We start from the raw sequence: 26,041 nt of genomic DNA, 5'->3' as shown, positions 1-26,041 counted from the left end.
AGAATGCACGGAAATTATTGATTTTTTCTAAACGCTTAATTGGGAGGTTATCCAGGCAAGGCGCTGAAAAAAGGAAGCGTTGAAAGGAATAGAATGCACGGAAATTATTGATTTTTTCTGGGCGCTTAATTGGGAGGTTATCCAGGCAAGGCGCCGAAGATAGAAAGCGTTGAAAGGAATTAGAATGCACGGAAATTATTGATTTTTTCTAAACGCTTAATTGGGAGGTTATCCAGGCAAGGCGCTGAAAAAAGGAAGCGTTGAAAGGAACAGAATGCACGGAAATTATTGATTTTTTCTAAACGCTTAATTGGGAGGTTATCCAGGCAAGGCGCTGAAAAAAGGAAGCGTTGAAAGGAATAGAATGCACGGAAATTATTGATTCTGAGTATATAATGGGAAAGATATCCATGCAGGAAGCAAAAACCAGGGCAATATCTCAACTACTCATCAACAAGCGAGAAGTAAACCGTTCAAAAACAGAACAAACAACAGCCATAAATCAACCCATCTACACTAATATATGGATATGTCCCAGTTAAGCGCACCCGGAAAACCGAACCTATGAGCTCTTGAAAACAAACAACATCCATAAACCCTTCTACACCATACATGGATGCGCCCTCTAGTTAAGCACCCAAGAAAAATCAATGCTACTCAGAGGAGACCTCAGCTTTCGCAGCAGGCCGCAAAGCGGCGCGCAGAAAGCGTAGTCTCCGAAGAGTACATTTATTTTTCAAAAGCTTAACCTCCTTACAACGCAGCTTTGACAAGAAATGGCAACAACTCCTTTTGAAAACTCACAAAATTCTTCCTGACATCAGAATCGCTCACAGACGTGAAAGCGAAAGAAAAAACAATACTCTTACTTGCTTTAAGCAAGAAAGCCAATCCCTCCTTACGGGAAGGATTATTTTTAAAATGATCAAGCTCCAGGTAAGCCGCCAGTAGTAACGACTCCAACTGATCAGAAAGGTGCTTTAAAAACTCCTGGGAATTCGCATTCTCACGAACAAAATCCCAACCGATAAACTCATTGCAAACCGTAAAAGTAAGCCGGCAAGTTTTCATCACCAAAGCCTTGAGATGCTCCTCTTCGTCAGCAAATTGCGCTTTATTCCTCAGGATCTCCCGCAAGTTTAAATCCAGATAATCCATCAGAATAGCATCCAGTACATGCTCCTTACTATCAAAATACTTATAAATCGTTGCTTTAGCAATACGCGCTTTCTTGGCAATCTCATTTACACTGGTCTTATGATAACCGTATTTCCTGAACAACTCCTTAGCTGCTCTCAGTATACTCTCTTTTATTTTTTCCGGTTCCATTAGTTAGATATATGTAAAAGCTGTCCACCCTGAAGGGAAACATTATAAGATTTTAAATTTCGAACAGCGGGCGCTTTTGAAGGGCTTCCGTCAAGCAGAGAGAACTTCGCTCCTGTACAAGGATCTGTGGCACTCAAACCCCCATCGTCCGGATTCACCTTACACATGGCCTCCGGATTCACAGAACTACAACGGTCGTAAGCCATATAAGCACTGTTAAATGGATTATAAACGACCAGTATACCTGCCACACCAACCCCCTGAACGGTTAGAACATTATTCACAGCTTTAATTTTAAACTCTTGTATGGTTACATTATAATTCACCGCCACATTGGCAATATAATTACTTTCCTTCCCACACCTGGTAAAAAGGCCGAGTATAAAAAATAGAACCGTGATCTTTTTAATCATTAAATCAAAGTTGTTTTATATTGTTTAAGGAAACGCACATCGTTCTCAGAGAACAAACGCAGATCCTTAATCTCAAATTTCAGATTGGTAATCCTTTCAATACCCATCCCGAAAGCAAAACCGCTATATTTTTTGGCATCTATACCGCAATTTTCCAGAACATTCGGATCTACCATACCGCAGCCAAGAATCTCTACCCAGCCACTGTACTTGCAAAACTGACAACCAGCGCCCTTACAAATGGTACAGGAAATATCCATTTCTGCCGACGGTTCTGTAAATGGAAAATAAGAAGGGCGAAAACGCACCTTAGTCCCTTCGCCGTACATTTCCTGAACAAAATAAAACAAGGTTTGTTTCAAGTCTGCAAAAGAAACATTTTCATCCACATAAAGACCTTCTACCTGATGGAAGAAGCAATGAGCCCTTGCAGAAATCGCTTCGTTACGGTATACCCTTCCCGGCATAATAGCCCTGAAAGGTGGTTTACCAGACTCCATCATACGTACCTGCACTGAAGAAGTATGGGTACGCAAAGCGATATCCCCTTTTTCTCCACCCTTCTTGATAAAGAAAGTATCCTGCATATCTCTTGCCGGGTGTTCTTCCGGGAAATTCAATGCAGAGAAATTGTGCCAGTCATCTTCAATTTCAGGACCTTCTGCTACAATAAACCCAAGTTTATTAAAGATCTCCACAATTTCTTTTCTCACCAAAGCCAGGGGATGACGTGATCCAATTTCAAAACCCTCACCAGGCAGCGTCAGGTCTAATCCTTCTTCTTTTCCTGCAGAGGTTTCAGTACTTTGCTCTTTTAAAGCCTGGTACTTGGATTCCGCCAATTGCTTAAATACGTTCAATACCTTCCCCAGCGTTCTCTTTTCCTCTGGTGAAACGGCTTTAAACTCGTCAAAAATATCCTTAATAATGCCCTTAGTACCCAAAAATTTAATTCTGAATTGCTCCAGCTCTGCAGCTTTAGCGGTAGAAAACGCATTAATTTCTTCAGTGTATTGTGTTATCTTCTCTTGTAACATGGGGCAAATATACAGCTATTTCAGTAATAATTTTCATATAGCAGGGTTCAAAAACAAGGTCAAAGCCCGTGTCATTAAGGAAAATGAACCCGGGCTTTGAAAATCTCAGGGCGGGAAGTTGTTAAATAACCCCTAGTGCTTTCCCTACCTTTGTAAATGCGGCAATAGCCTTATCTAAATGGTGCTTCTCATGACCAGCAGAGAGTTGTACCCTTATCCTTGCTTTACCCTGGGGCACAACCGGATAATAAAAGCCAATCACATAAATTCCTTCTTCCAGCATTTTAGCCGCAAATTCCTGTGCAAGCTTTGCATCATACAGCATCACTGGTACAATCGGGTGAACGCCTTCCTTAATATCAAAACCTGCTTCTGTCATTTTTTGACGGAAATATTGCGTATTGCCTTCCAGCTTATCTCTTAATTCTGTGGTTTCGCTCAACATATCCAGTACCGCAACAGATGCACCAGCAATGGCCGGAGCTAAGGTGTTGGAGAACAAATAAGGACGGGAACGCTGACGAAGCATTTCAATAATTTCTTTTTTCCCGGAAGTAAATCCGCCTGAAGCGCCCCCCAAAGCTTTACCTAGTGTACCAGTAATAATATCTACACGGTCTATTACATTGAAATGCTCATGTGTACCTCTGCCTGTTTTTCCAATAAAACCAGTACAGTGCGACTCATCAATCATCACCAATGCGCCATATTGATCAGCCAGATCACAAATCTTATCCAATGGTGCTACTACCCCATCCATAGAAAAAGCACCATCTGTAACAATAATGCGATGTCTGGCATCCTTTGCGGCAATCAATTGTGCCTCCAGATCTTCCATATCCGCATTTTTATAACGGAAACGCTTGGCTTTACACAAACGTACCCCGTCAATGATAGAAGCATGGTTCAGTTCATCAGAAATGATGGCATCCTGATCATTAAAAAGAGGTTCAAACACACCACCATTGGCGTCAAAAGCTGCCGCATACAGGATTGTATCCTCTGTACCCAAAAATTGGGACAGTTTCGCTTCCAGTTCTTTGTGCACATCCTGTGTACCGCAAATAAACCGAACTGAAGACATCCCGTAGCCATACTGATCGATTGCTTTTTTTGCGGCTTCAAGCACTGCAGGATGAGAAGATAAACCCAGATAGTTATTCGCACAGAAATTAACAACATCCTGTCCTGTACTTACCTTAATATCAGCACCCTGAGGGGTAACGATAATTCTTTCACGTTTATATAATCCGTCTTTTTCTATTTGTTCAAGTTCCTGTTTCAGAACGGGCTGTAGTGTTTTGTACATTTTATAATGAATTGATGCAACCAAAGTTAGGAAAATATCATCTTCCAGTGGTAATCTAAATTATTCTGCCCCGGCAAATCAATGATATTTATATCTTAGGGTTTTTATGAACAGAATCTGCCTTGTCCTTCTTTTATCTCTAGCCCAAATCCTTGCGTCGCATGCGCAACAATTCAAACTCAGTGGCCATATTAAAGATCCAAACGGTGAAGCGGTATCTTTTGCTTCCGTGTATCTGAAAAATACCACTAGAGGTACCTCTGCCAATATCGACGGACACTACAGTTTAAATCTGGAAAAAGGCAGTTACACGGTGGTATACAAGGCAATTGGCTATAAAAGCATAGAAAAAGAGTTCAAAATAGACACCAATATAACGCAGAATGTAATCCTTAACCCGGAATCCTATACCCTGCGGAACGTCACCATTAGTGCTTCAGCAGAGGACCCAGCCTACCAGATCATTCGAAATGCGATAAAAAACAGGAAACATCATTTAACCGAAGTTAAAGAATTCAGCTGCAGCGTCTATATTAAGGGCCTTCAAAAATTGATGGCCGCCCCAAAACGCTTTTTTGGAAGAGATATCCAGAAGACTCTGGAACTGGATACCAACCGGAGAGGCATCCTTTACCAATCCGAATCACAGTCCAATTACCACTATAAAAGAACAAATCATATCCGCGAGGAGATGATCGCATCGAAAGTTGCCGGACGTAACAATGCCTTTAGTTTTAATAAAGCTTCTGATCTGGAGATTAACTTTTACAATAACTTCCTCCTGGAAAATGTACTCAGCTCCAGGGGCTTCGTATCCCCGATTGCCGATATGGCCTTATTCTACTATCGATATAAATTATTAGGTACGTCCGTAGAGAACGGAGAAAGCGTTCATAAGATAGAGGTTATTCCCCGCCGGCAGCATGATCCTGTCTTCAGAGGGATCATTTATATTGCCGATGACAGCTGGCGGATCATGGGAACTGAATTGTACCTCACTAAAAATACCGGCATCAACCTTATTGACACGCTGAACATTACCCAGCAATTTATGAAGGTAGAACAGCACTATATGCCCTCTAATATCAATTTCACCTTTAACGGCAATGTAATGGGTTTTAAATTTGAAGGCTATTACCTCGGGGTCTACAACAATTATAACCTCCAGCCTAATTTTCCCAGGAACTATTTTAGCGGGGAAATCCTGAAAGTGACTAAAATGGTCAATAAAAAAGATTCTGCCTACTGGAACACCAATCGGCCAATCCCCTTAACCCGGGAAGAAAGACTGAATTATTTTAAAAAAGACAGCATAGAAAAAAGGAAAGAGTCCAAATATTACCTCGATTCGCTGGAGCGGACCAATAATAATTTTACCGCCAGCAAATTCCTGTTTACCGGCTACACGATCAATAACCGTTATGATCAGCAATATCTAAGACTGGATCCTATTCTCCGGGGTTTATTTTACAATACAGTTGAAGGTTTTGGACTTCGTTATGGTGTTACCTATACCAAGCGTTTCGAATACAACCGCTATTACAGCATTCGCCCGGAACTAAGGTACGGACTGGCCAATCATACTTTAACAGGTAACCTAACTGCCAATTACCTATATGATCCTTTAAAAAAGGCTGGCATTGAATTTTCTGCCGGATCTGGCATTTATGATCTGAACCGGTATAAAACCATGAGTACCTTATCCAACTCTTTAAATGGGTTGCTTTTCGAAAAGAACTTTTCGAAATTCTATCAGAAGAATTTCCTGGAAGCAAGTACCTCACGCGAACTGGCTACCGGTCTGCAGGCCCATGTTTCTGTAGAATATGCCAAAAACAAGACGCTGGTTAACCATACCCATTTTACCTTTTTTAACTGGAAAGGACGAGAGTTCACTTCAAACAACCCCTTCACACCAGACTCAGAAACGCCTCTTTTTCCGGATTATAAAGCATTGACTTTAGATGCCACCCTAACTTATACTATAGCTCAAAAATACATCAGCCGCCCGGATGGCAAATTCTATACGCCCTCTGTTTACCCGCAGATCCAGCTGAATTATAGAAAGGGAATTAAAAATGTTTTTGGCAGTACTGCTGATTATGATTTATTGTCTTTTGAAGTTTACCAGGACAGAATTGGTACGGGCTTATGGGGCTATTTTTCCTTTGTAGCGGGAGCTGGTAAATTCCTGAATAATAAAACAGTGTATTATCCGGACAGTAAACACTTCCGAGGAAACAATTCTTTAACCGCACTTCCTGATCTGAGAAGGTTCTCTTTCCTGGATTTCTATGAATACAATACAGATAAGCATTATATTGAGGCTCACCTGGAACATAATTTTGCGGGTCTGATTACCAATAAGATCCCTTTGATCCGTAAACTGAAGCTGGAAGAGGTGCTTGGTGCCAATTATCTGACTCAGCCTTTGAAGAAAAACTACAAGGAGTTTTATTTTGGCTTGCAGAGGTTGATTTTCAGAGCGACTTATGGCTTTGCATACGACGGAAACAAGAGGGTGATGCAGGGATTCAGGATTTCCTACGGATTTTAACACCGGTTTTCTTTTTGTGAAAAATCAATATACTCTTCGAGGACTGGACTCCTTGCCCCGCTGCGCTCTTGTGGCAAGGCGCCCTGAGGTCCTCTCGGAGTAATATTGATTTTTTAGGCGCATAACCCGGATGTAAAATCTGCAGGAAATATAAGCACCCTGCAATTGGGAGGAAATCCATGGATGGTGCAGAACGGGGGACGGTTAGAAAGACCAGAATAATTTAGAATGCAGATTAGAATAAGTGGTGTTTTCAGAATCCGATATACCAATTAGATCAGATTGGGACAGGAATGGGATCAGGCAGCTCGCATACCCAGTTCTGGCTGCCACCTGGTTAGCCCCAGCCAGACATCTAAAAATATAAAACTATCCAATAAACTCATCTGCCCTATACCTGGACACCTTCCCCAGCTAAGCGCCCTAAAAAAATCAATAGTACTCAGAGAGGACCTCAGGGCGCCTTGCCACAAGAGCGCAGCGGGGCAAGGAGTCCAGTCCTCGAAGAGTATATTGATTTTTTCCAATGGCTTACCTTTCCCCTCAACTGCTATTTGTTAAACAAATTTCGTATTTTTGCAGAAAACTACATTAAACGCCGTATGCAACGGTATCAATGACTTATGACAAAATTTCAAACACTACTTTACTATTGCTATAGTCCAATAGCAGATGCGGAGCAATTTGCTGCCGACCACCTCACTTTTTGCAAATCGCTTGGCCTTGTAGGCCGTATCATTGTGGCAGATGAAGGATTAAACGGTACTGTTTCAGGTACAGCTGAGGCCTGTGAAGCCTATATGGCTGCCATTAAAGCAGATGAACGCTTTGCAAAAACCGATTTCAAAATTGACAATGTAGAGGAACCTTCCTTCATTAAAATGCATTGTCGTTATAAATCGGAAATTGTACATTCAGGCCTTCGCGATCCCAATATCATTGATCCAAACAGACAAACAGGTAAACATCTGGAACCTGCAGAATTTCAAAAAATGATAGATCAGGAGGACGTCGTGATTTTGGATGTACGCTCCAACTATGAACACAACCTGGGCAGATTTAAAAACGCAGTAACACTCGATATAGAGAACTTTCGCGATTTCCCCGATAAGATTAATGAACTGGCCCAGTACAAAGACAAAAAAGTACTGACCTACTGCACCGGAGGAATTAAATGCGAAAAAGCATCAGCTTTACTCCTGCACCACGGCTTTAGCGATGTTTATCAGCTTCACGGAGGGATTATTAAATATGGAAAAGAAGCCGGAGGAGAAGACTTTGAAGGCAAATGCTATGTTTTTGACAACCGCATTGCTGTAGATGTAAATTCAGTGAACCCAACTGTAGTATCAAAATGCTACAACTGTGGAAAGGTAACACCAAAAATGATCAATTGTGCCAATCCGGAATGCAACGAGCACATCACCCAATGCGATGATTGCGGAACAGAACTGCAGGGTTGCTGCTCAACGGCCTGTATGACCAATCCACGCAGGCGCCCATACGACGGCACTGGCTATTATGTAAAAGTTCCTCAGCCCGTTAACAAGGTTTCATGATCAGAGGAACCCTGAATTTTCTTTTATACGGCCTGCTCACTTTGTTCAGCCTTCGGGTTGCGGCAGGAGATATTAAAAGTGTCGGGGTCCCTTATATTCAAAACTATTCCAAATCTGTTTATCTTTCCGGCAATCAAAACTGGTCTGTCGCAAAAGATAAGAACGGCGTAATGTATTTTGGAAATGCCCAAGGCCTGCTCAGCTTTGATGGCAAATACTGGCAGCAGTATAAAATGCCAAACCGGCAAATTGTGCGATCTGTAGTGGCGGATACCAATGGCAGGATCTATACGGGCAGTTTTGGTGAGTTCGGTTACTGGAGAATCGAAAACAAGCACCTGAAATATACTTCACTCATCCCGCTTATCCCTAAAAAACACAAGATCACGGATGAAATCTGGAAGATTTACATTGATGGAAAGAGAATTATCTTTCAATCCTTTACCAGCATTTATATTTATGAGAATAATAAAATCAGTGTCATTAAAGGCCCTGCTTTCTTTCTGTTCCTGTATAAAGTAGACAAACGTTTCATCATCGAAGCCCTTGGCAAGGGGCTGTATGAACTGAAGGGCAACCAACTGGTCCCTTTAAAAAATGATGGATCGCCCCTGCCGCAAAGCATACTTTCCATCCTACCCTATAAAAATGGAAATCTACTGATCGGGACCAGTAAAAACGGACTCTTCCTCTATGATGGACAGCGATATACTCCATTTAATACGCCGGCTAATGCATTTTTGCAAACCTACCAGCTCAATAACGGGGTAAAAGTACTGGGTAAGTATTATGCCTATGGCACCATTTTGAACGGATTGATCATCATTGATGAAGATGGCCGCATTATACAGCAAATCAACAAATCAAGCGGTTTGCAGAACAATACTGTATTAAGTATATACGCAGACGACGAGCAAAACCTATGGACTGGTCTGGACAATGGTATTGACCGGATTGAACTGAACTCGCCTCTTTATTTCTATTTTGATAAGACCGGATTATTTGGAACGGTGTACTCCAGCCTGATCTACAAGAACAATATCTATTTGGGCACCAATCAGGGCTTGTTTTACAGTCCCTGGACCGGGGACAAGGGCCAGTCCTTTAATATGTTTAATTTTAAACTCATTCCAGGCTCCCAGGGCCAGGTTTGGGACCTCAGTCAGATTGATGGGCAGTTGCTTTGTGGTCATAATGACGGTACATTTAACGTAACCGGCGGTTCCATTAAAAAGATATCCAGCATCAGCGGGGGCTGGACCATAAAGAAGTTAAATGACGACTACCTGATACAGGGGGCTTACAACGGGCTGGTACTCTATAAAAAAGATCCATCGGGGCAATGGAAGTACTTCTATAAGATTGAGAACTTTGGTGAACCTTCCAGATATGTGGAAAAGGACTCCAAAGGAGACATTTGGGTAAGTCATGCCTACAAAGGCCTGTATAAACTCACGCTTAGCCCTGACTTCAAAAGAGTAGTTACTACAAAATATTATGATGAACGGAACGGCTTACCCAGCAGTTACAACATCAACTTATTTACACTGGAAAATAAATTGCTGTATTCTTCAGACGAGGGCTTTCTCACCTTTGATGAGATCAGCAACCGCTTCAGCAAATACGAGACCTTAAATAAAGCCCTGGGTTCTTTCTCTACATCGAATAAGATCATTAGTGCAGACAACAAGAAGTATTGGTTCATCAATCATGGCAAAATGGCCCTGATCAATTTTGGCCAGCCAGGTAAAATTGAGATCGATTCCAACCGTTTCAGTGTTCTTGACGGAAGAATGGTGCAGTATTATGAAAACATCAGCAAGATCAGCAATCAGATCTATCTGATCAGCGTAGACGACGGATTCGTAATCTACAATGCCCAGGATACACAAGACCGGAAAAAGACCATTTTGCCTGCAGTACTTATCAGAAAGGTAGATGACATTACCGATACCTATTCAACCATCAGTGAGGTGGGCAATAGCGAGTCGGATATCGAAATTCCATTTAGCCGGAACAATATCCGGATTTCCTACACCCTTCCCTATTACAGGCAAGCGAAGATTAAATTCCAGTATTACCTGGAAGGTTATTCCAAGATCTGGTCAGACTGGAGTACGGCTTCTCAAAAAGATTTCACCAACCTCGGGCGGGGAACCTATAAATTCCTGGTAAGGGCCAAGATCAATGACCAAACGGTTACGGAAGTCACCTCATTCGAATTCACCATACTGCCGCCCTTTTATGCCAGCAACTGGGCTCTTCTGCTTTATGTGATCCTGATTGTTGTGGTGCTGCTGATGGGCAAAAAACTCTATGAAAAGAAGCTTCTAAAAGACCAGCTGGCCATTACGGCTAAACTGCAAGCAGAAAAAGAAGCCTTTTTAAAAAAGGAAGCAGAAGCTACAGAAAAGCAGATCATCAAACTTCAGACAGAAAAACTACACGCTGAACTGGCGGGCAAAAACAGGGAACTCGCGAATTCGGCCATGAGCCTGGTGTACAAAAATGAGCTCCTGCAAAAGATCAGTGAAGAAATGCTGAAGCTGAAAGATGAAAATGGAAAGAAGCTCTCTGAAGATCAGTTGAGAAAAATACAGAAAGTGATTGATGAAGGTATGAATGATGAGCGCGACTGGAATTTGTTTGAAAGCAGTTTCAACGAAGCCCATGAAAGCTTCTTCAAAAAGTTAAAGGCCAACCATCCGGACCTGGTACCAAATGACCTGAAACTTTGTGCTTACCTGCACATGAACATGAGCAGTAAAGAGATGGCTTCTTTATTAAACATCTCGCTCCGGGGTGTGGAAATCAGAAGGTACAGATTGAGAAAAAAGCTCAATGTACCTCACGATAAAAACCTTGTAGAGTTCCTCATGGAGCTATAAACACTACTACATTACCTCTCATAACCCAAAATTATCTGCCCGGATATTTTTTTTAAAAAACCCTGCTGATGTAGTGCCGAAATTTGCATTTCACCTACAAAAACGATGTTTTTATACTGAAAACAACGATTGCACATTCGTTTGAGATAGTACTAAATTCGCTCTTGATGTATTAATGTTGAGGTACACAAGCTTGTAATAGCAGATTAACTAATGGAGATTTAACAAACAATTAAACAAAACATAATACGAGCATGAAAAGAATCTTTACAAAATTTTCTGTTTTAACTTTTCTTTGTTTGCTTTTTATCAACGCCGCCTTTGCACAGAACATTACTGTGAAAGGTGTGGTTACTGATGGCTCGGACAAATCAACGATCCCTTCAGTAAGTATCATGGTAAAAGGTACAACAACCGGAGCACAGACAGACGCTGCCGGCCGCTATAGCATTAGCGCACCGGCCAACAGTACGCTGGTGTTTACTTATATCGGCTACGTGACTAAAGAGGTTGCCGTTGCCGGTCAAACCACCATCAACGTTGCCCTGGCTTCCGCTTCACAGCAACTGGATCAGGTTGTGGTTGTAGGATACGGAACCCAGCGTAAAATTGATGTAACAGGAGCAGTTGCCAGTTTAAAAGGTGACGAGATTTCCAAGCAAGCCTCTACCAATCCGGTAGCTGCATTACAAGGTAAGATTGCAGGTGTATCCATTACCAATACAGGAACACCCGGTACTACACCTCAAATTCGGATCAGAGGTCTTGGTACCATTTTTGGTAATCAGGCACCTTTGTATGTTGTAGATGGTGTTTGGTACAGCGACATCAACTTTTTAAACCCTGGTGACATTGAGAACATGAGTGTTTTAAAAGATGCGTCTGCACAATCGATCTATGGTATCCGCGCTGCAAACGGTGTTGTTTTAATTACCACCAAAAAAGGCAAGCTCGGCGCACCAACAACAGTAAACTACGATGCTTATGCAGGTTTTCAAAAAGTAACCAATCAGGTTAAAATGGCCAATGCCTCTGAATATGCACAGTTCACCAATGAACTATCGGTATTAAATGGCGGTGCACCTGTATTTGCCAATACCAATTTAGGTGCGGGAACCAACTGGTACAACCAGATCTTAAGGGATGCTTTTGTAACCAATCACAACGTGTCTGTTAATGGCGGTACTGAAAAATCTACCTACAATATTTCATTAGGTTATTTGGATCAGGACGGTATTATAAAAACCAATAACTACAAGAGGTATACTGCAAGAGTTTCTAATGATATCCAGATCTATAAAAATTTAAAAGTTGGCTACAACATTACAGGGGTAATGGGTAAATCAAATGATGTACCGACTACGATTTATCACCAGCTCTATGCTGCTGCACCTTCTATTCCGGTATTCAATCCAGATGGCAGCTATGGTGATCCAAGATCACAAAATTTAGGTGATGGAGCCAATTTCAATCCTCAGGCGACAATTGATTTCAACAATCAAATTACCAAACAATATAGTGTTACAGGTAATATCTTTGCAGAATTGAACTTTGCCAAGCACTTTACTTTTAAAACCAGTGTTGGTGGAGAATTTGGTCAGTTTGAGAACAGAAAGTACAGCCCTAAATACTATGCAACTTATGCACAGAAAAGTGATGCCAGTGAACTGGATATTGTACGCATAGATACCAGGAACTGGATCATAGAAAATACCCTGACCTATCAGAATACTTTTAATGAAGATCACAACTTAACTGTATTATTAGGACAATCTGCACAGAGTAATAAGTCTTATACTTTGAATGGCTCAGCTCAGAATGTCCCTTTTAATACCGATGCCGACTTATACCTCTCTTTAGGTGACCCAGCTTCCAGAACGGTAAGCGATGCGGGCTCCAGAATCACATTTGCATCCTATTTTGCCAGGGCGAATTATGCATTCAAAAGCAAGTACATGCTGAACGCTTCGATACGGGCAGATGGAGCATCTCAATTCTTTGGAGGACAACAAACCTGGGGTTATTTCCCCTCTGTTGGTGCGGGCTGGGTAATCAGCAATGAAGATTTCATGAAAGATCAAACCGTTTTTAGTTCTTTAAAATTAAGAGGTAGCTGGGGTATGATTGGTAATGCAAGTGTTCCAATTAACCCAACTCAAATTGTAGTTGCCCAAACTGCAGATCTTACTGCATTTTATGGAAACAACAACATCCCTCTTCCGGGAAAAAGCATCAACACTCTGCCTCCACGTCCTATTGTTTGGGAAAAAGGTATCGGTACAGATGTGGGTGTAGAAGCTAGTTTCCTAACACACAGATTAAGTGTAGAAGCGGATTATTACAATAGAAAAACATCAAGAGCAATATTCAATCTCCCTATTTTAGGCTCTCTTGGAACGGTGAGTAATGAGATCTTAGGGAATCAGGCAGACATCCAAAACAAAGGTTTTGAATTTTCTGCATCCTGGAATGACAAGACTGCCGGCGGCCTGACTTATTCTATTGGAGGAAACATTGGTTATAATACCAACAAAGTACTGGCTGTTCTTTCAGGAGCTACCCCAATTTACGACGGAAGTACAGGAATTACTAATGGCTATACTGCAACCAGAACCATTGTTGGAGATCCAATTGGAATGTTTTATGGTTATAAAACTGCAGGCATTTTCCAAAATGCAGCGGATATAGCCAATTCACCAACACAATCAGGTGCAGCTCCGGGTGGTTTCAAATACCAGGATCTTAACGGTGATGGCAGGATTACTTCTGCAGATAGAACAACTCTAGGTAATCCAAATCCTAAATACACTTATGGTGTCAATACCAGTTTTGCTTATAAAAACTTCGATCTGGCTTTAGATTTTCAAGGTGTAGCGGGAGTTGACATTTACAATGCTAACCTTGCTTACCGCTACGGAAACGAGAACATCACCAAAGATTTCTTTGACAACAGATGGCATGGAGAAGGCACCTCAAATAGTTATCCTTCAGCAAATATTGGTTCTTCAGCCAACTCCGCACCAAATTCTTTCTATATTTCCAGCGGATCTTATTTCAGGGTTAGAAATGCACAATTGGGTTATACCCTGCCTTCAACCATTTTAAATAAATGGAAAATCAAAAAAATCAGGTTCTATGCCAATGCTCAAAATGCCATAAACATTTTTGGTTACAAAGGATTCAGTCCTGAAGTAGGCCCTGTACCAACGGATAATGCAAAAACGATCAGTACTTCCAATCCAAACACGACTTTAAATGGAGGTATTGATGCCAATGTTTATCCATTGTATGCGACCTATAACTTTGGTATTAACCTTACTTTTTAACCTGCAACATCATGAAATTACATAATAAAAAATATACAAGTGCAGTATTGGGTATTGGTTTAGCTATTACCATAGCCTCCTTCCCTTCCTGTAAAAAAAGCTTTTTGGATGTTCCACAAGAAGGAAAACAACAATCCACAGCATTCTGGAAGACAGCTGACGATGCCGCAGCAGGCGTAAATGCCATTTATGGCAATATGCGTTCCTGGGAAAACACTGCTTTCCCCGCCATCGCCATAGAAAGTATGGGCTCTGATGATGCTGATAAAGGCAGTACACCTTCTGATGCCAGTTTCTTCCTGGATTTTGATCGGTTTACAGTAGATCCGGATCAGGGAAATATTTCTGGTTTCTGGAATGGTCAATACCGCAACATCAACTACTGCAACCAGGTATTGCAAAATGTACCTGGCATTACTATGGACGCTACGTTAAAAGCCAGGTATTTTGGAGAAGCTAAATTTATACGTGCACTTTCCTATTTTAGATTGGTTCGTGCATTTGGAGGCGTGCCTTTACGTACCAAATTACCTACAGATCCTAATTCGGATTACAATCTGCCAAGGGCTTCTGTTGCAGAAGTCTATGCACAGATAGAATCGGATCTAAACGATGCCGCTGCCGTATTGCCACAAAGCTATGGTGCTGCTGATTTAGGCCGTGCAACTAAAGGAGCCGCTTTAGCCCTACATGCGAAAGTAGCCATGTACCTGAAGAAATGGAACGACGTACTTTCTTATACCAATACGGTAATGGGCCTGGGTTATTCTTTATTACCTAATTATGAACAGGTCTTCAGGCTGGCTAATGAAAATGGTCCTGAATCTATATTTGAGATCCAATGTGCCTTAGTTCCAGGTAATCCGGCTGCTTCCAATTCACAATATTCCCAGGTACAAGGTGTACGTGGTCAGACTGGCGGTGGCTGGGGCTTTAATGTTCCTTCAGCTGAGTTGGCTGCTTCTTATGAAGCGGGTGATCCAAGGAGAGATGCAACCATCATCTTCAGAGGTGAAACTACTCCCGAAGGCGATGTAATTGATAAAGTTGGTGATAACCCGATGTACAATCAAAAATCTTATGTTCCTTTTGCACTTTTTGTACCAAATTTCAATGAAGGTGCTCAGCAGAACGTTAGGATCCTGCGTTACTCAGATGTATTGCTAATGAATGCTGAAGCTGCAAATGAATTGGGTAATACCAGTCAGGCATTAACCTCACTAGAGCAGGTAAGATTCAGAGCTCGTCAGGGAAATACTTCTATTTTGCCTAAAGTTACCACGACCGATCAAACCGCCTTACGTTTGGCAATCTGGAATGAAAGACGTTCAGAACTGGCTATGGAAAACGATCGCTATTTCGACGTGATCCGTCAGGGAAGAGGAACACAGATCTTTGGTGTAAAAGGCTGGAAAGCTGGCCGCAATGAAGTATGGCCTATTCCACAATCAGAAATTGACTTGAGTGGCGGGGTCCTTACCCAAAACCCTGGTTACTAAACACAAATAAATCCGAAGGCTGCTGATCTAAGTCAGCAGCCTTTTTTCATCCCTTGAACATATGATTAAACTTAGACTCTTTCCTTTACTGTTCTTAGCCCTGACCTCCTGTTCCACGATGGTTCCTCAGCCTGCTGAGGCACAGAACAATACAGCGCAGACCCCTCCACCTGTAAAGATCCAGAAGAACCTGACAGACGAGCAATTGCTAGATCTGGTGCAGAAACAAACATTCCAATATTTTTGGAATGGTGCAGAGCCTGTTTCGGGAGCTGCAAGAGAACGGTTCCATTCGGATAATATTTATCCCGATAACGATAAAAACATTGTAGCCACCGGAGCAACAGGATTTGGTCTTATGGCTATTTTAAGTGGAATCGACAGGGGCTATGTGAGTAAAGCGGAGGGTTTAAAGCGCCTGGATAAGATCCTTTCTTTCCTATCCACAGCAGACCGTTTTCATGGAGCCTGGTCGCATTGGATTATTGGCGAAACAGGTAAAGTAAAACCATTTGGGCAAAAAGACAATGGAGGTGACCTTGTGGAAAGCTCTTTTGTAGCACAAGCCTTAATTTGTATCCATGAATATTATAAAAATGGAAATACCGATGAAAAACTGTTGGCTAAAAAAGCAGACAGCCTGTGGAAAGGTATAGACTATAACTGGTATAGAAACGGACAAAACGTACTGTACTGGCATTGGTCGCCCCAATACCAATGGGAAATGAATTTCCCGGTAAAGGGTTATAATGAATGTTTAATTATGTATGTTGTGGGTGCCTCCTCACCCGAGCATGCCATTCCTGCAGCTGCTTATCACGAAGGATGGGCTAGAAATGGCGCAATTAAAACCGATATAAAGGTTGAAGGCCATCCGATACAGTTAGATTATCAGGGTGCTAAGGGTTCTGTAGGACCACTTTTCTGGGCACACTACTCTTATTTAGGCTTAAATCCCAAGGGCCTGAAAGACCAGTATGCAGATTACTGGCAAAACAATGTAAATCAAACTCTGGCCATTCGCGATTATTGCGTGGCCAACCCAAAGAAATTTAAAGGTTACGCAGCAAACTGCTGGGGCCTTACCGCCAGCTATTCGGTAAACGGTTATGCTGCACACAGTATTAATGAAGATCTTGGTGTCATCTCTCCTACGGCGGCATTATCTTCTATTCCCTATACCCCAAAAGAATCTATGCAGGTCATCAGGCATTTATATGAAGATCTGGGTGATAAAATCTGGGGCGAATACGGCTTTTACGATGCTTTTTCTGAAACGGATAACTGGTATCCAAAAAGATATTTAGGTATAGATCAGGGACCTATTGTGGTGATGATCGAAAATTATAGAACAGGTTTGCTCTGGAAATTGTTTATGAGCAGCCCCGAAGTACAAAAAGGATTAACTCATTTAGGTTTCACCAGTCCTTCTTTAAAGCCTTAACATGGATATAAGGAAACATATCTGGGTTTTGGTTTGCCTGCTTGGCCTTTGCACGGCTGCCATGGCGCAGCATCAGCAGCAAACTTATTGTAATCCGATCAACCTGGATTATGGCTATACCCCTATTCCCAATTTTACAGAACAAGGGAAACACCGTGCCACTGCAGATCCTGTCATTGTAAATTACAAAGGCGATTATTATCTGTTTTCTACGAACCAGTGGGGCTATTGGTGGAGCAGTGACCTGTACAACTGGAAATTTGTCTCTAAGTCATTTTTAAGGCCAGAACATAAAGTGTATGACGATCTGTGTGCGCCTTCTGTCTGGATACAGGGAGATACCATGCTGGTGTTCGGTTCTACTTATTCCCGTAATTTTCCCATTTGGATGAGTACCAATCCTAAGGCTAATGAATGGAAAGAAGCCGTTCATGAATTTGAAATTGGTGGCTGGGACCCTGCACATTTTGTAGATGAGGACGGAAAACTGTATATGTACAACGGAAGCAGCAATGTTTATCCTTTATACGGCGTGGAACTGAACCGAAAAACCTTCCAGCCAGTTGGCACCAGGAAGGAGCTTTTACTTTTAAACCCAGACCGTTTTGGCTGGCAGCGATTTGGTGAACACCTGGACAACACTTTCCTGGATCCTTTTATGGAGGGTGCCTGGATGACCAAATACCATGGCAAATACTATCTGCAATATGGTGCTCCTGCTACCGAATTTAGTGGATATGCTGATGGTGTAGCTGTTGGAACAACACCTCTTGGGCCCTTTGAACATCAGTCTCTTCCTTTTTCGTATAAACCTGGTGGATTTGCCCGAGGTGCAGGACATGGGGCTACTTTTCAGGACAAGTGGAACAACTACTGGCATGTATCTACCATGGTCATTGCCGTTAAAAATAATTTTGAACGCCGTATAGGAATCTGGCCTGCGGGCTTTGATAAAGACGATGTGCTGTATATGGATGCTGCCTTTGGAGATTACCCTCATTACCTTCCAACTAAGGCAACAGATCATCTGACCAGCGGCTTCACAGCCTGGATGCTGTTGAATTACAATAAACCTGTACAGGTGTCTTCCACTTATGGAGCCTATGCAGCCAACAATGCAGTGGACGAAAGTATCCAGACCTACTGGAGTGCCGCGACGGCAGACAAAGGGGAATGGATTCAATCTGACCTGGGCAGACTTTCTACCCTGCGTGCCATCCAGATCAACTATGCAGACCAGGATGCGGAATTCCTAGGGAAACAACAGGGCATTTATCATCAGTATAAACTCTGGTATTCCGAGGACGGCAGAAAATGGAAAGTTCTGGCCGATAAAAGCAAGAATAAAACGGATGTTCCCCATGATTATATAGAGCTGGAACAACCGGTTAAGGCGCGCTTTGTTAAGCTTGAAAATATTCATATGCCTACGGGAAAATTTGCCATTAGCGGATTGCGTGTTTTTGGCAATAGTGATGTTCCAAAACCAGCAGCCGTTAAAGACCTGGTGGTGCTGAGAACAGAAAAAGACAAACGCAGTGCCTGGATCAAATGGACAGCCAATAAAGATGCTTATGCCTATAACCTCTATCTGGGCACATCGCCTGATAAACTCTACAACAGTATTATGGTATACAATACCAACGAATACTGGTACAAGGGAATGGATAAGGAAAAGCCTTATTATTTTAGTATTGAGGCCATAAATGAAAATGGTGTTTCTGAACGAAGCCCTGTAATGAAAGTGAATTAAGCATATGATGAGACGATTTTATCTTTTAGTAATGACTTTGCTGATCTTTGCCGGACAGCAATCGACCGCACAACAAAAACCGGCATTCTGGAAAGAGATCCAGGATTTTAAACAGAAGGACAGTGTGGCCATGCCTGCCAAAAATGGCATCTTGTTCGTTGGCAGCTCTTCGTTTACCAAATGGACAGATCTGGAAACTGTTTTTAAAAATTACGGTGCCATAAACCGTGGTTTTGGAGGCTCTACATTGGCGCAGGCTGATTTTTATATTGCAGATCTGGTTTATCCATATCAGCCAAGACAAGTAGTGATTTACAGTGGAGAAAATGATATTGCAACTGATGGTGTAAGTGCAGAAGAAACCTTAAACCGTTTTGCCACTTTCTTTACCCATATCCGCAATAAATTTGCTGATGTTCCGGTAGTGTATATTTCCATAAAAAACAGTCCGTCGAGGGTTCACTATGCCGAAACGATGATACATACCAATGCCCTCATCAAGGAATACCTTGGTCACTATAAAAACACCCGTTTTGTAGATGTAAACAGCAAAATGCTAAAGAACGGCCAGCTGAGACCAGAGCTTTTCCTGGAGGACATGCTGCATATGAAACCTGAGGGCTATGCGATCTGGATTAAAGAGATTACACCTCTACTGATTAAATAAAATAAGAACACACATATAAAAACAATTATATATTCATGAAAAAAGCGACCTCCTTATTCTTAGTGGCTGCGCTCTTTAGCTCAAATGCTGTATTTGCGCAGAAGAAAAAAACCGCAGCCAGCGCTGATCAAAAGATGAATTCCTATATCAGTAATCTGATGTCTAAAATGACACTGGATGAAAAGATCGGCCAGTTGAACCTGCCTTCGGTAGGCTTTGATGTTACAGGTCCTATACTCAGTCAGGGTGTAGATGAGAAAATTGAAAAAGGGCTTGTTGGTGGGGTTTTCAATACTTATACACCAGCTGCTGTTAAAAAATTACAAGATCTGGCGCTCCAGAAATCGCGCCTAAAGATTCCTTTGCTTTTTGGTTATGATGTGGTGCATGGGCACAAAACCATTTTCCCGATTCCATTGGGTTTAAGTGCAACATGGGACATGAGCCTGATTGAAAAGAGCGCCCGTATTGCAGCAAGAGAAGCCAGTGCAGATGGATTGAACTGGACTTTTTCTCCTATGGTGGATATTGCAAGAGATCCTCGCTGGGGACGTATGTCTGAAGGTTCGGGAGAAGATCCATATTTGGGTTCCCTGATTGCAAAGGCTATGGTAAAAGGGTATCAAACCAATAACCTGGCTAACAGGGATGCCATACTGGCCTGTGTAAAGCATTTTGCTTTATATGGTGCTGCTGAAGCTGGAAGAGATTACAACTCTACAGACATGAGTCTGAACAAAATGTACAATGACTATTTTCCACCTTATAAAGCAGCAGTAGATGCTGGTGCAGCCTCTGTGATGGCCTCTTTCAACGACATTAACGGAACACCGGCTACAGCTAATAAATGGTTAATGACGGATGTACTGCGTAAGCAATGGGGTTTTAACGGCTTTGTGGTGACAGATTATACTGGAATCCCAGAACTGATTGCTCATGGTCTGGGTGATTTGAAAACCGTTAGTGCTTTGGCCCTGAATGCAGGTGTAGACATGGATATGGTTGGCGAAGGTTTTTTAGGTACGTTAAAAGAGTCTCTGAAAGAAAAAAAGATCAGCATGGCAACTATTGACCAGGCTTGCCGCAGGATCCTGGAAGCCAAGTATAAATTAGGCCTGTTTGAAAATCCTTACAGATACATCAGTGAAGAGCGTGCGCAAAAAGAGATCTTAAGCGACAACAACAGACTGGATGCGAAAGCCATTACCCGTGCTTCACTGGTCCTGTTAAAAAACAACAACCATGTTTTACCTTTAAAAGGTAATGCAAAAATTGCGCTGATTGGTCCTTTGGCAGATAACAAACGGGATATGATTGGTAACTGGAGTGCTGCCGGAGATTGGAAAAAAGCCGTTGGTATTCTGGAAGGTTTGAGAAGATATGCGCCACAAATGGACATCACTTATGCTAAAGGGGCTAACCTGGTTGATGATCCCTCTATCTTAAAACAAATCAATAATAATGGTGCTGATATTGTAGCTGATGAGAAATCTCCTGAACGTTTGATTGAAGAGGCCGTATCTGCAGCTAAAAAATCAGATGTTGCTGTGGTGGTATTGGGCGAAAGTGCAATTATGGGTGGAGAAGCCACCAGCCGTACCAACCTGGACTTACTGCCCAATCAGAAAGCCTTGTTAAAAGCCATTACCGCAACCGGAAAACCGGTTGTACTTTTGTTAATGAACAGCCGCCCCCTGACCTTGGAATGGGAAGATGCCAATGTAACTGCAATTCTGGAAACCTGGTTTGGTGGTACAGAAGCTGGAAATGCCATTGCTGAGGTGCTGGTTGGAAATTATAATCCGGCTGGAAAACTGACTGCTACTTTTCCAAGAAGCGTTGGGCAGATCCCATTGTATTACAACCACAAAAGCACAGGTCGTCCTTATGTTGGAGATCCGCTGGATAAATTCAAATCGCGTTATATTGATAGCCCTAATGACCCGCTGTATCCTTTTGGTTATGGTTTAAGTTATACTACTTTCAGCTATTCATCTGTTTCGCTGAATGCTAAAGTGATGAGTCCTGCAGGTAAATTACAAGCCTCTGTTCAGGTAACCAACAGTGGTGATTATGATGGAGAAGAGGTCGTACAAATGTACATCCAGGACATTTATGGTTCGATTACCCGTCCGGTTAAGGAACTGAAAGGCTTTCAAAAGATATTTCTTAAAAAGGGAGAAAGCAAGACCGTGACTTTCTCTATCGGTATAAATGATCTGAAGTTCTACAATGCAGAATTAAAATATGCAGCTGAACCGGGTGATTTTAAAGTTTTTATTGGCACAAACTCAAGGGATGTTGCAGAAGCTTCATTCACTTTGGTTAAATAAAAGTCAATATTTAATTAAATTGGTTAAAACCCGGCGAAATATCTGCCGGGTTTTTTATTTTTATTGGAAATTGATTAAATACATTTATGAAGCCATCTCATCTTATTCTAACTGTTCTATTTGCTGTTGCAGGATTGCGGGCTGGAGCGCAGGATTTTAGTAAATACGACAAAGGTTTGTATCTGAATAAAAAAGATACACTTGCGTACCGGATCCTTTTTCCGGAGAACTTTAATCCTCAGCAAAAGTATCCGGTGGTTTTCTTCTTGCACGGCAGTGGAGAGCGTGGGAGTGACAATCAAAAACAGCTGGTTCACGGAGGTAAACTGTTTCTGAATAAAGACCTGCGTAAAAAGTTTCCGGCTATCGTGGTTTTTCCGCAGTGCCCGGAAAAGGATTTCTGGTCAAATGTTCAGTTTAACCAAGACAAGACGGGTAAAGAGCGGTTTAATTTTCAAAAAGGTGGTAAGCCGACAAAGGCCATGCATGCTTTGTTGGGCATGATTAAAAATATACTTGATAAGCCTTATGCTGACCGCAATCAGGTCTATATCGGGGGACTATCTATGGGTGGTATGGGAACCTTCGAGGTATTGAGAAGGGAACCTAAGATGTTCGCTGCTGCCATTTCAATTTGCGGTGGGGATAATATTGCCAACGTGAACAGGTATAAGAAAGTTCCGTTGTGGATCTTTCATGGTGGAAAGGATGATGTCGTAAGCCCGGAGTTGTCAAAAGAGATTGCAGACCAGATGAAGATTATTGGAAAGGAAGTGAAGTATACTTTGTATGCGGATGACAATCACAACAGCTGGGATTCTGCTTTTGCAGAACCGCAATTGTTGCCGTGGTTGTTTTCTCACAAGAAAAAATAGCTTTATAAAAAGTCTGGTGCTTTAACTGGGAGGTGAACATCCGTATATATTTCAAAGGGCCTGTATAAAAAAAGGTGTCCATATTTTTTGGACACCTTTTTTGCATTTTATATACTGGAATTTTATTCTTCCATATTGTGATATACAGCCTGTACATCATCATCTTCTTCTAATTTGTCAATCAGTTTGAATACATCTGCTGCCTGCTCTTCGGTTACTGCAGTATGAGACAGGGCGATGCGCTCCAGCTTTGCACTTTTCATTTCCAATCCAAGGTCTTCCAGTGCTTTTTGCATTTTACCGAAATCTTCAAAAGCAGTTTGTACTACCGCAACGTCGTTTCCTTCTTCATCTGCCTCCAGATACAATTCTTCCAAACCTGCATCAATCAATTCGAATTCCAATTCTTCCAGGTCTTTTTCTCCCGGTAAAAATCTGAAGATGGATTTGCGGTTAAAGATGAAGTCAAGGGAACCAGTTTTACCTAAAGTTCCGCCAGTTTTATTAAAATAACTGCGCACATTAGCTACAGTCCTATTGGTATTGTCTGTTGCTGTTTCTATTAAAACGGCAACACCATGCTGTGCATATCCTTCGTAAACGTATTCTTCGTATCCGTTTTCATCCTTGTTAGATGCTCTTTTAATTGCTGCATCTACCCTATCTTTAGGCATATTTACGGCCTTTGCATTTTGGATAGCGGTACGTAAACGTGAGTTGGTGTCTGGGCTAGGGCCACCATCTTTTACAGCCATTACGATCTCTTTACCGATACGGGTAAATTGAACGGCCATTTTTGCCCAGCGTTTAAATTTTCTTTCTTTTCTAAACTCGAATGCTCTTCCCATTGTTATTTATAAGCTTTAATTACTTACTACTTTTTAAGTTGTCCAACATATCTATGGTCATTTTGGCCAGATCAAATTCCGGCTTCCATGCCCAGTCTCTCACAGCAAAGCTGTCATCTATAGAACGCGGCCAGCTGTTGGCAATTTGCTGGCGCGGATCATTTTCGGTGTAAGTTAATTTAAATTCCGGAATATGTTTCCTGATTTCGGCAGCAAGTACCTCCGGTGTAAAGCTTACGCCACCAAAATTATAGCTGGAGCGGATAGAGATTTTGCTGGCTTCTGCATCCATTAACTCAATCGTTCCGCGAATAGCATCGTCCATATACATCATTGGAAGTTCTGTTTCTGCAGAAAGGAAAGAAGAATATCCTCCTTTTTTTAGTGCATCGTGGAAAATGTGGATGGCATAATCTGTTGTTCCCCCTCCCGGAGCAGCTTTCCAGCTGATCAGTCCGGGATAGCGGATACTGCGGACATCCAAACCATATTTTTGATGGTAATATTCACACCAGCGTTCGCCGGCAAGCTTACTGATACCATATACCGTATTTGGATCCATTACACAAAACTGCGGAGTTTGGTCTTTTGGTGAATTAGGGCCAAAAACAGCAATAGAACTTGGCCAGTAAACCTTGGCCGTTTTATAAACCAGGGCCAGATCCAGTATATTCAGTAAACCATTCATATTCAGGTCCCAGGCCAGTTTTGGATTTTGCTCTCCGGTTGCCGATAATAGTGCAGCAAGGAGATAAACCTGAGTGGGTTTGTATTTCTGAAAGATGCTGTTTAAAGTCTCTTTCTCCAAAACATTCACGAACTCAAAGGGTCCGGCATTCTTTATATCATAATCTGGTCTGCGGATGTCGCAGGCCACAACATTACTTTCTCCATAGGTCTTTCTCAAAGCGGTTACCAGCTCGGTACCGATCTGTCCGTTTGAACCTAGTACTACTATTTTTTCAGTCATTAAAATACGGTTTTGGCAAAGGTAAAAAAATGGGGGATATTTTGTTAGCCCCTCATTTATGAAAAAATGAAGAAAATGCAGAACTCCTGCGGTTGGAAAGACCAGGCGGATGGAGAAAGAACACGTTAAAGATGAATTACATACCCTCAAAAATGAAATAATTTATATATTTATCCTAACCAAAATAAACGCATCTCTTATAAAGTGTAATGGTAGAACAGGAACAATTTGACGAGTTATTTTTTCGCCTGAAATCAGGAGACAAACTGGCTTATGAAAAAATTTATCACCTGTACAGCAAAGATCTTCTTCAACTGGCCTTCAGAAAGACCCGGGATAAAATAACAGCGGAGGATCTGGTACAAAACATCTTCATCTCTATTTGGGAAAAGCGGGAAAGCCTGAATGTTCAGAATGGCTGGGCCTATCTTTATGGCGCATTAAAATATGCCATCATCAATCACATCCGTGCACAGGTCATGCAAGATAAATTTATCTCTGCTTCTGAAACCAATTATATGCCAGACCAGCAAAGCAGTTCCAGTCTGGCCGAACTTCATGAACTGCTTGCTCTCCAAAGATGTTGCAGGTACCATAGCCCATATTGCAAAGATTGATTACAATCAGGTAGAAACCTATTATGGTTATCCCGGGCCATATGCAACCAAAGGCTTTTGGGGGCTGGATGCGAAAGCATTCGGGTCTCTATTGAACCGTCACAACCTAACCACTCCTTCCGGGCATTACAACTGCCTCGCATTTCTTACCGACGGAAATAAAGATGTATTAAAGGAACAGATGGAAACCGCAGCAATTGCCGGCCAGGAATATTATGTAATTCCCGGCCTCCCCCCGCCAATCAGACAGGCGGGATTATCAGGTCTGGAACACTTGTTTATTGAGCAGGATGTGATCAAAATAGAGCATTACAGGAGCATTGAGCAGAGTCTGGAATATGTAAGGAATTCATTAATTAGGCAACACACTATTTAGAAAGAATCTATTTAGTAACAAAATCAATATAAACAAAACTGATTTGGTGTAAATATTACACTTTCTGTTTGGAAATTCCTATTTTAGAAGAACTAACACACTTAGGACCTAATTATTTAAAACCAAATTTAAATCACTATGGATAGAAGAGACGCAGTTAAAAGTGTTGCTTTTTTACTCGGAGGCGCACTTTCTGCTACCACGATCGGTGTTTTTCTGGAGGGCTGCAACCCATCGGGGA

The 26,041-nt window shown here is 41.9% G+C and carries 18 protein-coding genes; 12 read left to right on the top strand and 6 right to left on the bottom strand.

Annotation, left to right across the window (positions count from 1 at the left end; all coding sequences use genetic code 11):
• Positions 1–753: 753 nt before the first annotated feature.
• The 4 genes from DBR11_RS00440 to kbl all read right to left on the bottom strand — a co-directional run bounded on the left by DBR11_RS00440 (position 754) and on the right by kbl (position 4,088).
• On the bottom strand, positions 754–1,329 hold the full coding sequence (locus DBR11_RS00440; RefSeq protein ID WP_108549638.1) for a TetR/AcrR family transcriptional regulator: 576 nt from the start codon (positions 1,327–1,329) through the stop codon (positions 754–756).
• Positions 1,329–1,742: a hypothetical protein gene (locus DBR11_RS00435; protein ID WP_108549637.1), complete on the bottom strand. Its 414-nt coding sequence runs from the start codon at positions 1,740–1,742 to the stop codon at positions 1,329–1,331. Before DBR11_RS00435 ends, DBR11_RS00440 begins: the two co-directional genes overlap by 1 nt.
• Positions 1,742–2,779, bottom strand: coding sequence for a phenylalanine--tRNA ligase subunit alpha (gene pheS, locus DBR11_RS00430; protein WP_108549636.1), 1,038 nt, complete (start codon positions 2,777–2,779; stop codon positions 1,742–1,744). The genes DBR11_RS00435 and pheS overlap by 1 nt, the downstream gene beginning before the upstream one ends.
• A gap of 121 nt (positions 2,780–2,900) precedes the next feature.
• A complete protein-coding gene (gene kbl, locus DBR11_RS00425; protein ID WP_108549635.1) occupies positions 2,901–4,088 on the bottom strand; it encodes a glycine C-acetyltransferase in 1,188 nt (395 codons plus the stop codon).
• 106 nt (positions 4,089–4,194) lie between these two features.
• Here kbl and DBR11_RS00420 point away from each other — a divergent pair, with 106 nt between their 5' ends.
• From DBR11_RS00420 to DBR11_RS00370, 10 genes are all read left to right on the top strand, one after another.
• The gene (locus DBR11_RS00420; protein ID WP_108549634.1) at positions 4,195–6,645 is read left to right on the top strand and encodes a DUF5686 and carboxypeptidase regulatory-like domain-containing protein; all 2,451 of its coding nucleotides are present in this window, start codon (positions 4,195–4,197) and stop codon (positions 6,643–6,645) included.
• 623 nt (positions 6,646–7,268) lie between these two features.
• On the top strand, positions 7,269–8,204 hold the full coding sequence (locus tag DBR11_RS00410) for a rhodanese-related sulfurtransferase (protein WP_108549632.1): 936 nt from the start codon (positions 7,269–7,271) through the stop codon (positions 8,202–8,204).
• The gene (locus tag DBR11_RS00405; RefSeq protein ID WP_108549631.1) at positions 8,201–11,092 is read left to right on the top strand and encodes a triple tyrosine motif-containing protein; all 2,892 of its coding nucleotides are present in this window, start codon (positions 8,201–8,203) and stop codon (positions 11,090–11,092) included. The genes DBR11_RS00410 and DBR11_RS00405 overlap by 4 nt, the downstream gene beginning before the upstream one ends.
• 254 nt (positions 11,093–11,346) lie before the next feature.
• Entirely contained in the window at positions 11,347–14,418 is a 3,072-nt protein-coding gene (locus DBR11_RS00400; RefSeq protein ID WP_108549630.1) for a TonB-dependent receptor, read from the top strand.
• Between the two features lie 11 nt (positions 14,419–14,429).
• Entirely contained in the window at positions 14,430–15,917 is a 1,488-nt protein-coding gene (locus DBR11_RS00395; protein WP_108549629.1) for a RagB/SusD family nutrient uptake outer membrane protein, read from the top strand.
• A gap of 61 nt (positions 15,918–15,978) precedes the next feature.
• A complete protein-coding gene (locus DBR11_RS00390; protein WP_108549628.1) occupies positions 15,979–17,361 on the top strand; it encodes a glucoamylase family protein in 1,383 nt (460 codons plus the stop codon).
• A 1-nt stretch (position 17,362) separates the two neighbouring features.
• The gene (locus DBR11_RS00385; protein ID WP_199233730.1) at positions 17,363–19,114 is read left to right on the top strand and encodes a family 43 glycosylhydrolase; all 1,752 of its coding nucleotides are present in this window, start codon (positions 17,363–17,365) and stop codon (positions 19,112–19,114) included.
• A gap of 4 nt (positions 19,115–19,118) precedes the next feature.
• On the top strand, positions 19,119–19,781 hold the full coding sequence (locus DBR11_RS00380) for a GDSL-type esterase/lipase family protein (protein ID WP_233260599.1): 663 nt from the start codon (positions 19,119–19,121) through the stop codon (positions 19,779–19,781).
• Positions 19,782–19,816: 35 nt separating this feature from the next.
• Complete coding sequence (gene bglX, locus DBR11_RS00375; protein ID WP_108549626.1) at positions 19,817–22,114, top strand: beta-glucosidase BglX; 2,298 nt, start codon at positions 19,817–19,819, stop codon at positions 22,112–22,114.
• Positions 22,115–22,200: 86 nt separating this feature from the next.
• Positions 22,201–22,989, top strand: a complete 789-nt coding sequence (locus tag DBR11_RS00370; protein ID WP_108549625.1) for an alpha/beta hydrolase-fold protein — start codon at positions 22,201–22,203, stop codon at positions 22,987–22,989.
• A gap of 122 nt (positions 22,990–23,111) precedes the next feature.
• Here DBR11_RS00370 and DBR11_RS00365 read toward each other — a convergent pair whose 3' ends face one another.
• On the bottom strand, positions 23,112–23,837 hold the full coding sequence (locus DBR11_RS00365; protein WP_108549624.1) for a YebC/PmpR family DNA-binding transcriptional regulator: 726 nt from the start codon (positions 23,835–23,837) through the stop codon (positions 23,112–23,114).
• Between the two features lie 19 nt (positions 23,838–23,856).
• Entirely contained in the window at positions 23,857–24,807 is a 951-nt protein-coding gene (locus tag DBR11_RS00360) for an NAD-dependent epimerase/dehydratase family protein (protein ID WP_108549623.1), read from the bottom strand.
• A gap of 209 nt (positions 24,808–25,016) precedes the next feature.
• On the opposite strand from DBR11_RS00360, the gene DBR11_RS00355 reads away from it, so the two are divergent.
• Positions 25,017–25,424: an RNA polymerase sigma factor gene (locus tag DBR11_RS00355; RefSeq protein ID WP_108549622.1), complete on the top strand. Its 408-nt coding sequence runs from the start codon at positions 25,017–25,019 to the stop codon at positions 25,422–25,424.
• Positions 25,366–25,800 (top strand): hypothetical protein, encoded by a 435-nt coding sequence (locus tag DBR11_RS00350; protein ID WP_146186427.1) that lies wholly within the window; start codon positions 25,366–25,368, stop codon positions 25,798–25,800. Before DBR11_RS00355 ends, DBR11_RS00350 begins: the two co-directional genes overlap by 59 nt.
• The last annotated feature ends 241 nt before the right edge of the window (positions 25,801–26,041 follow it).

This window comes from Pedobacter sp. HMWF019 (genome assembly GCF_003061025.1).
Taxonomy (GTDB): Bacteria; Bacteroidota; Bacteroidia; order Sphingobacteriales; family Sphingobacteriaceae; genus Pedobacter.
Note: the sequence above shows the minus strand (reverse complement) of the source record. Positions and strands in the feature narration are given on the sequence as shown.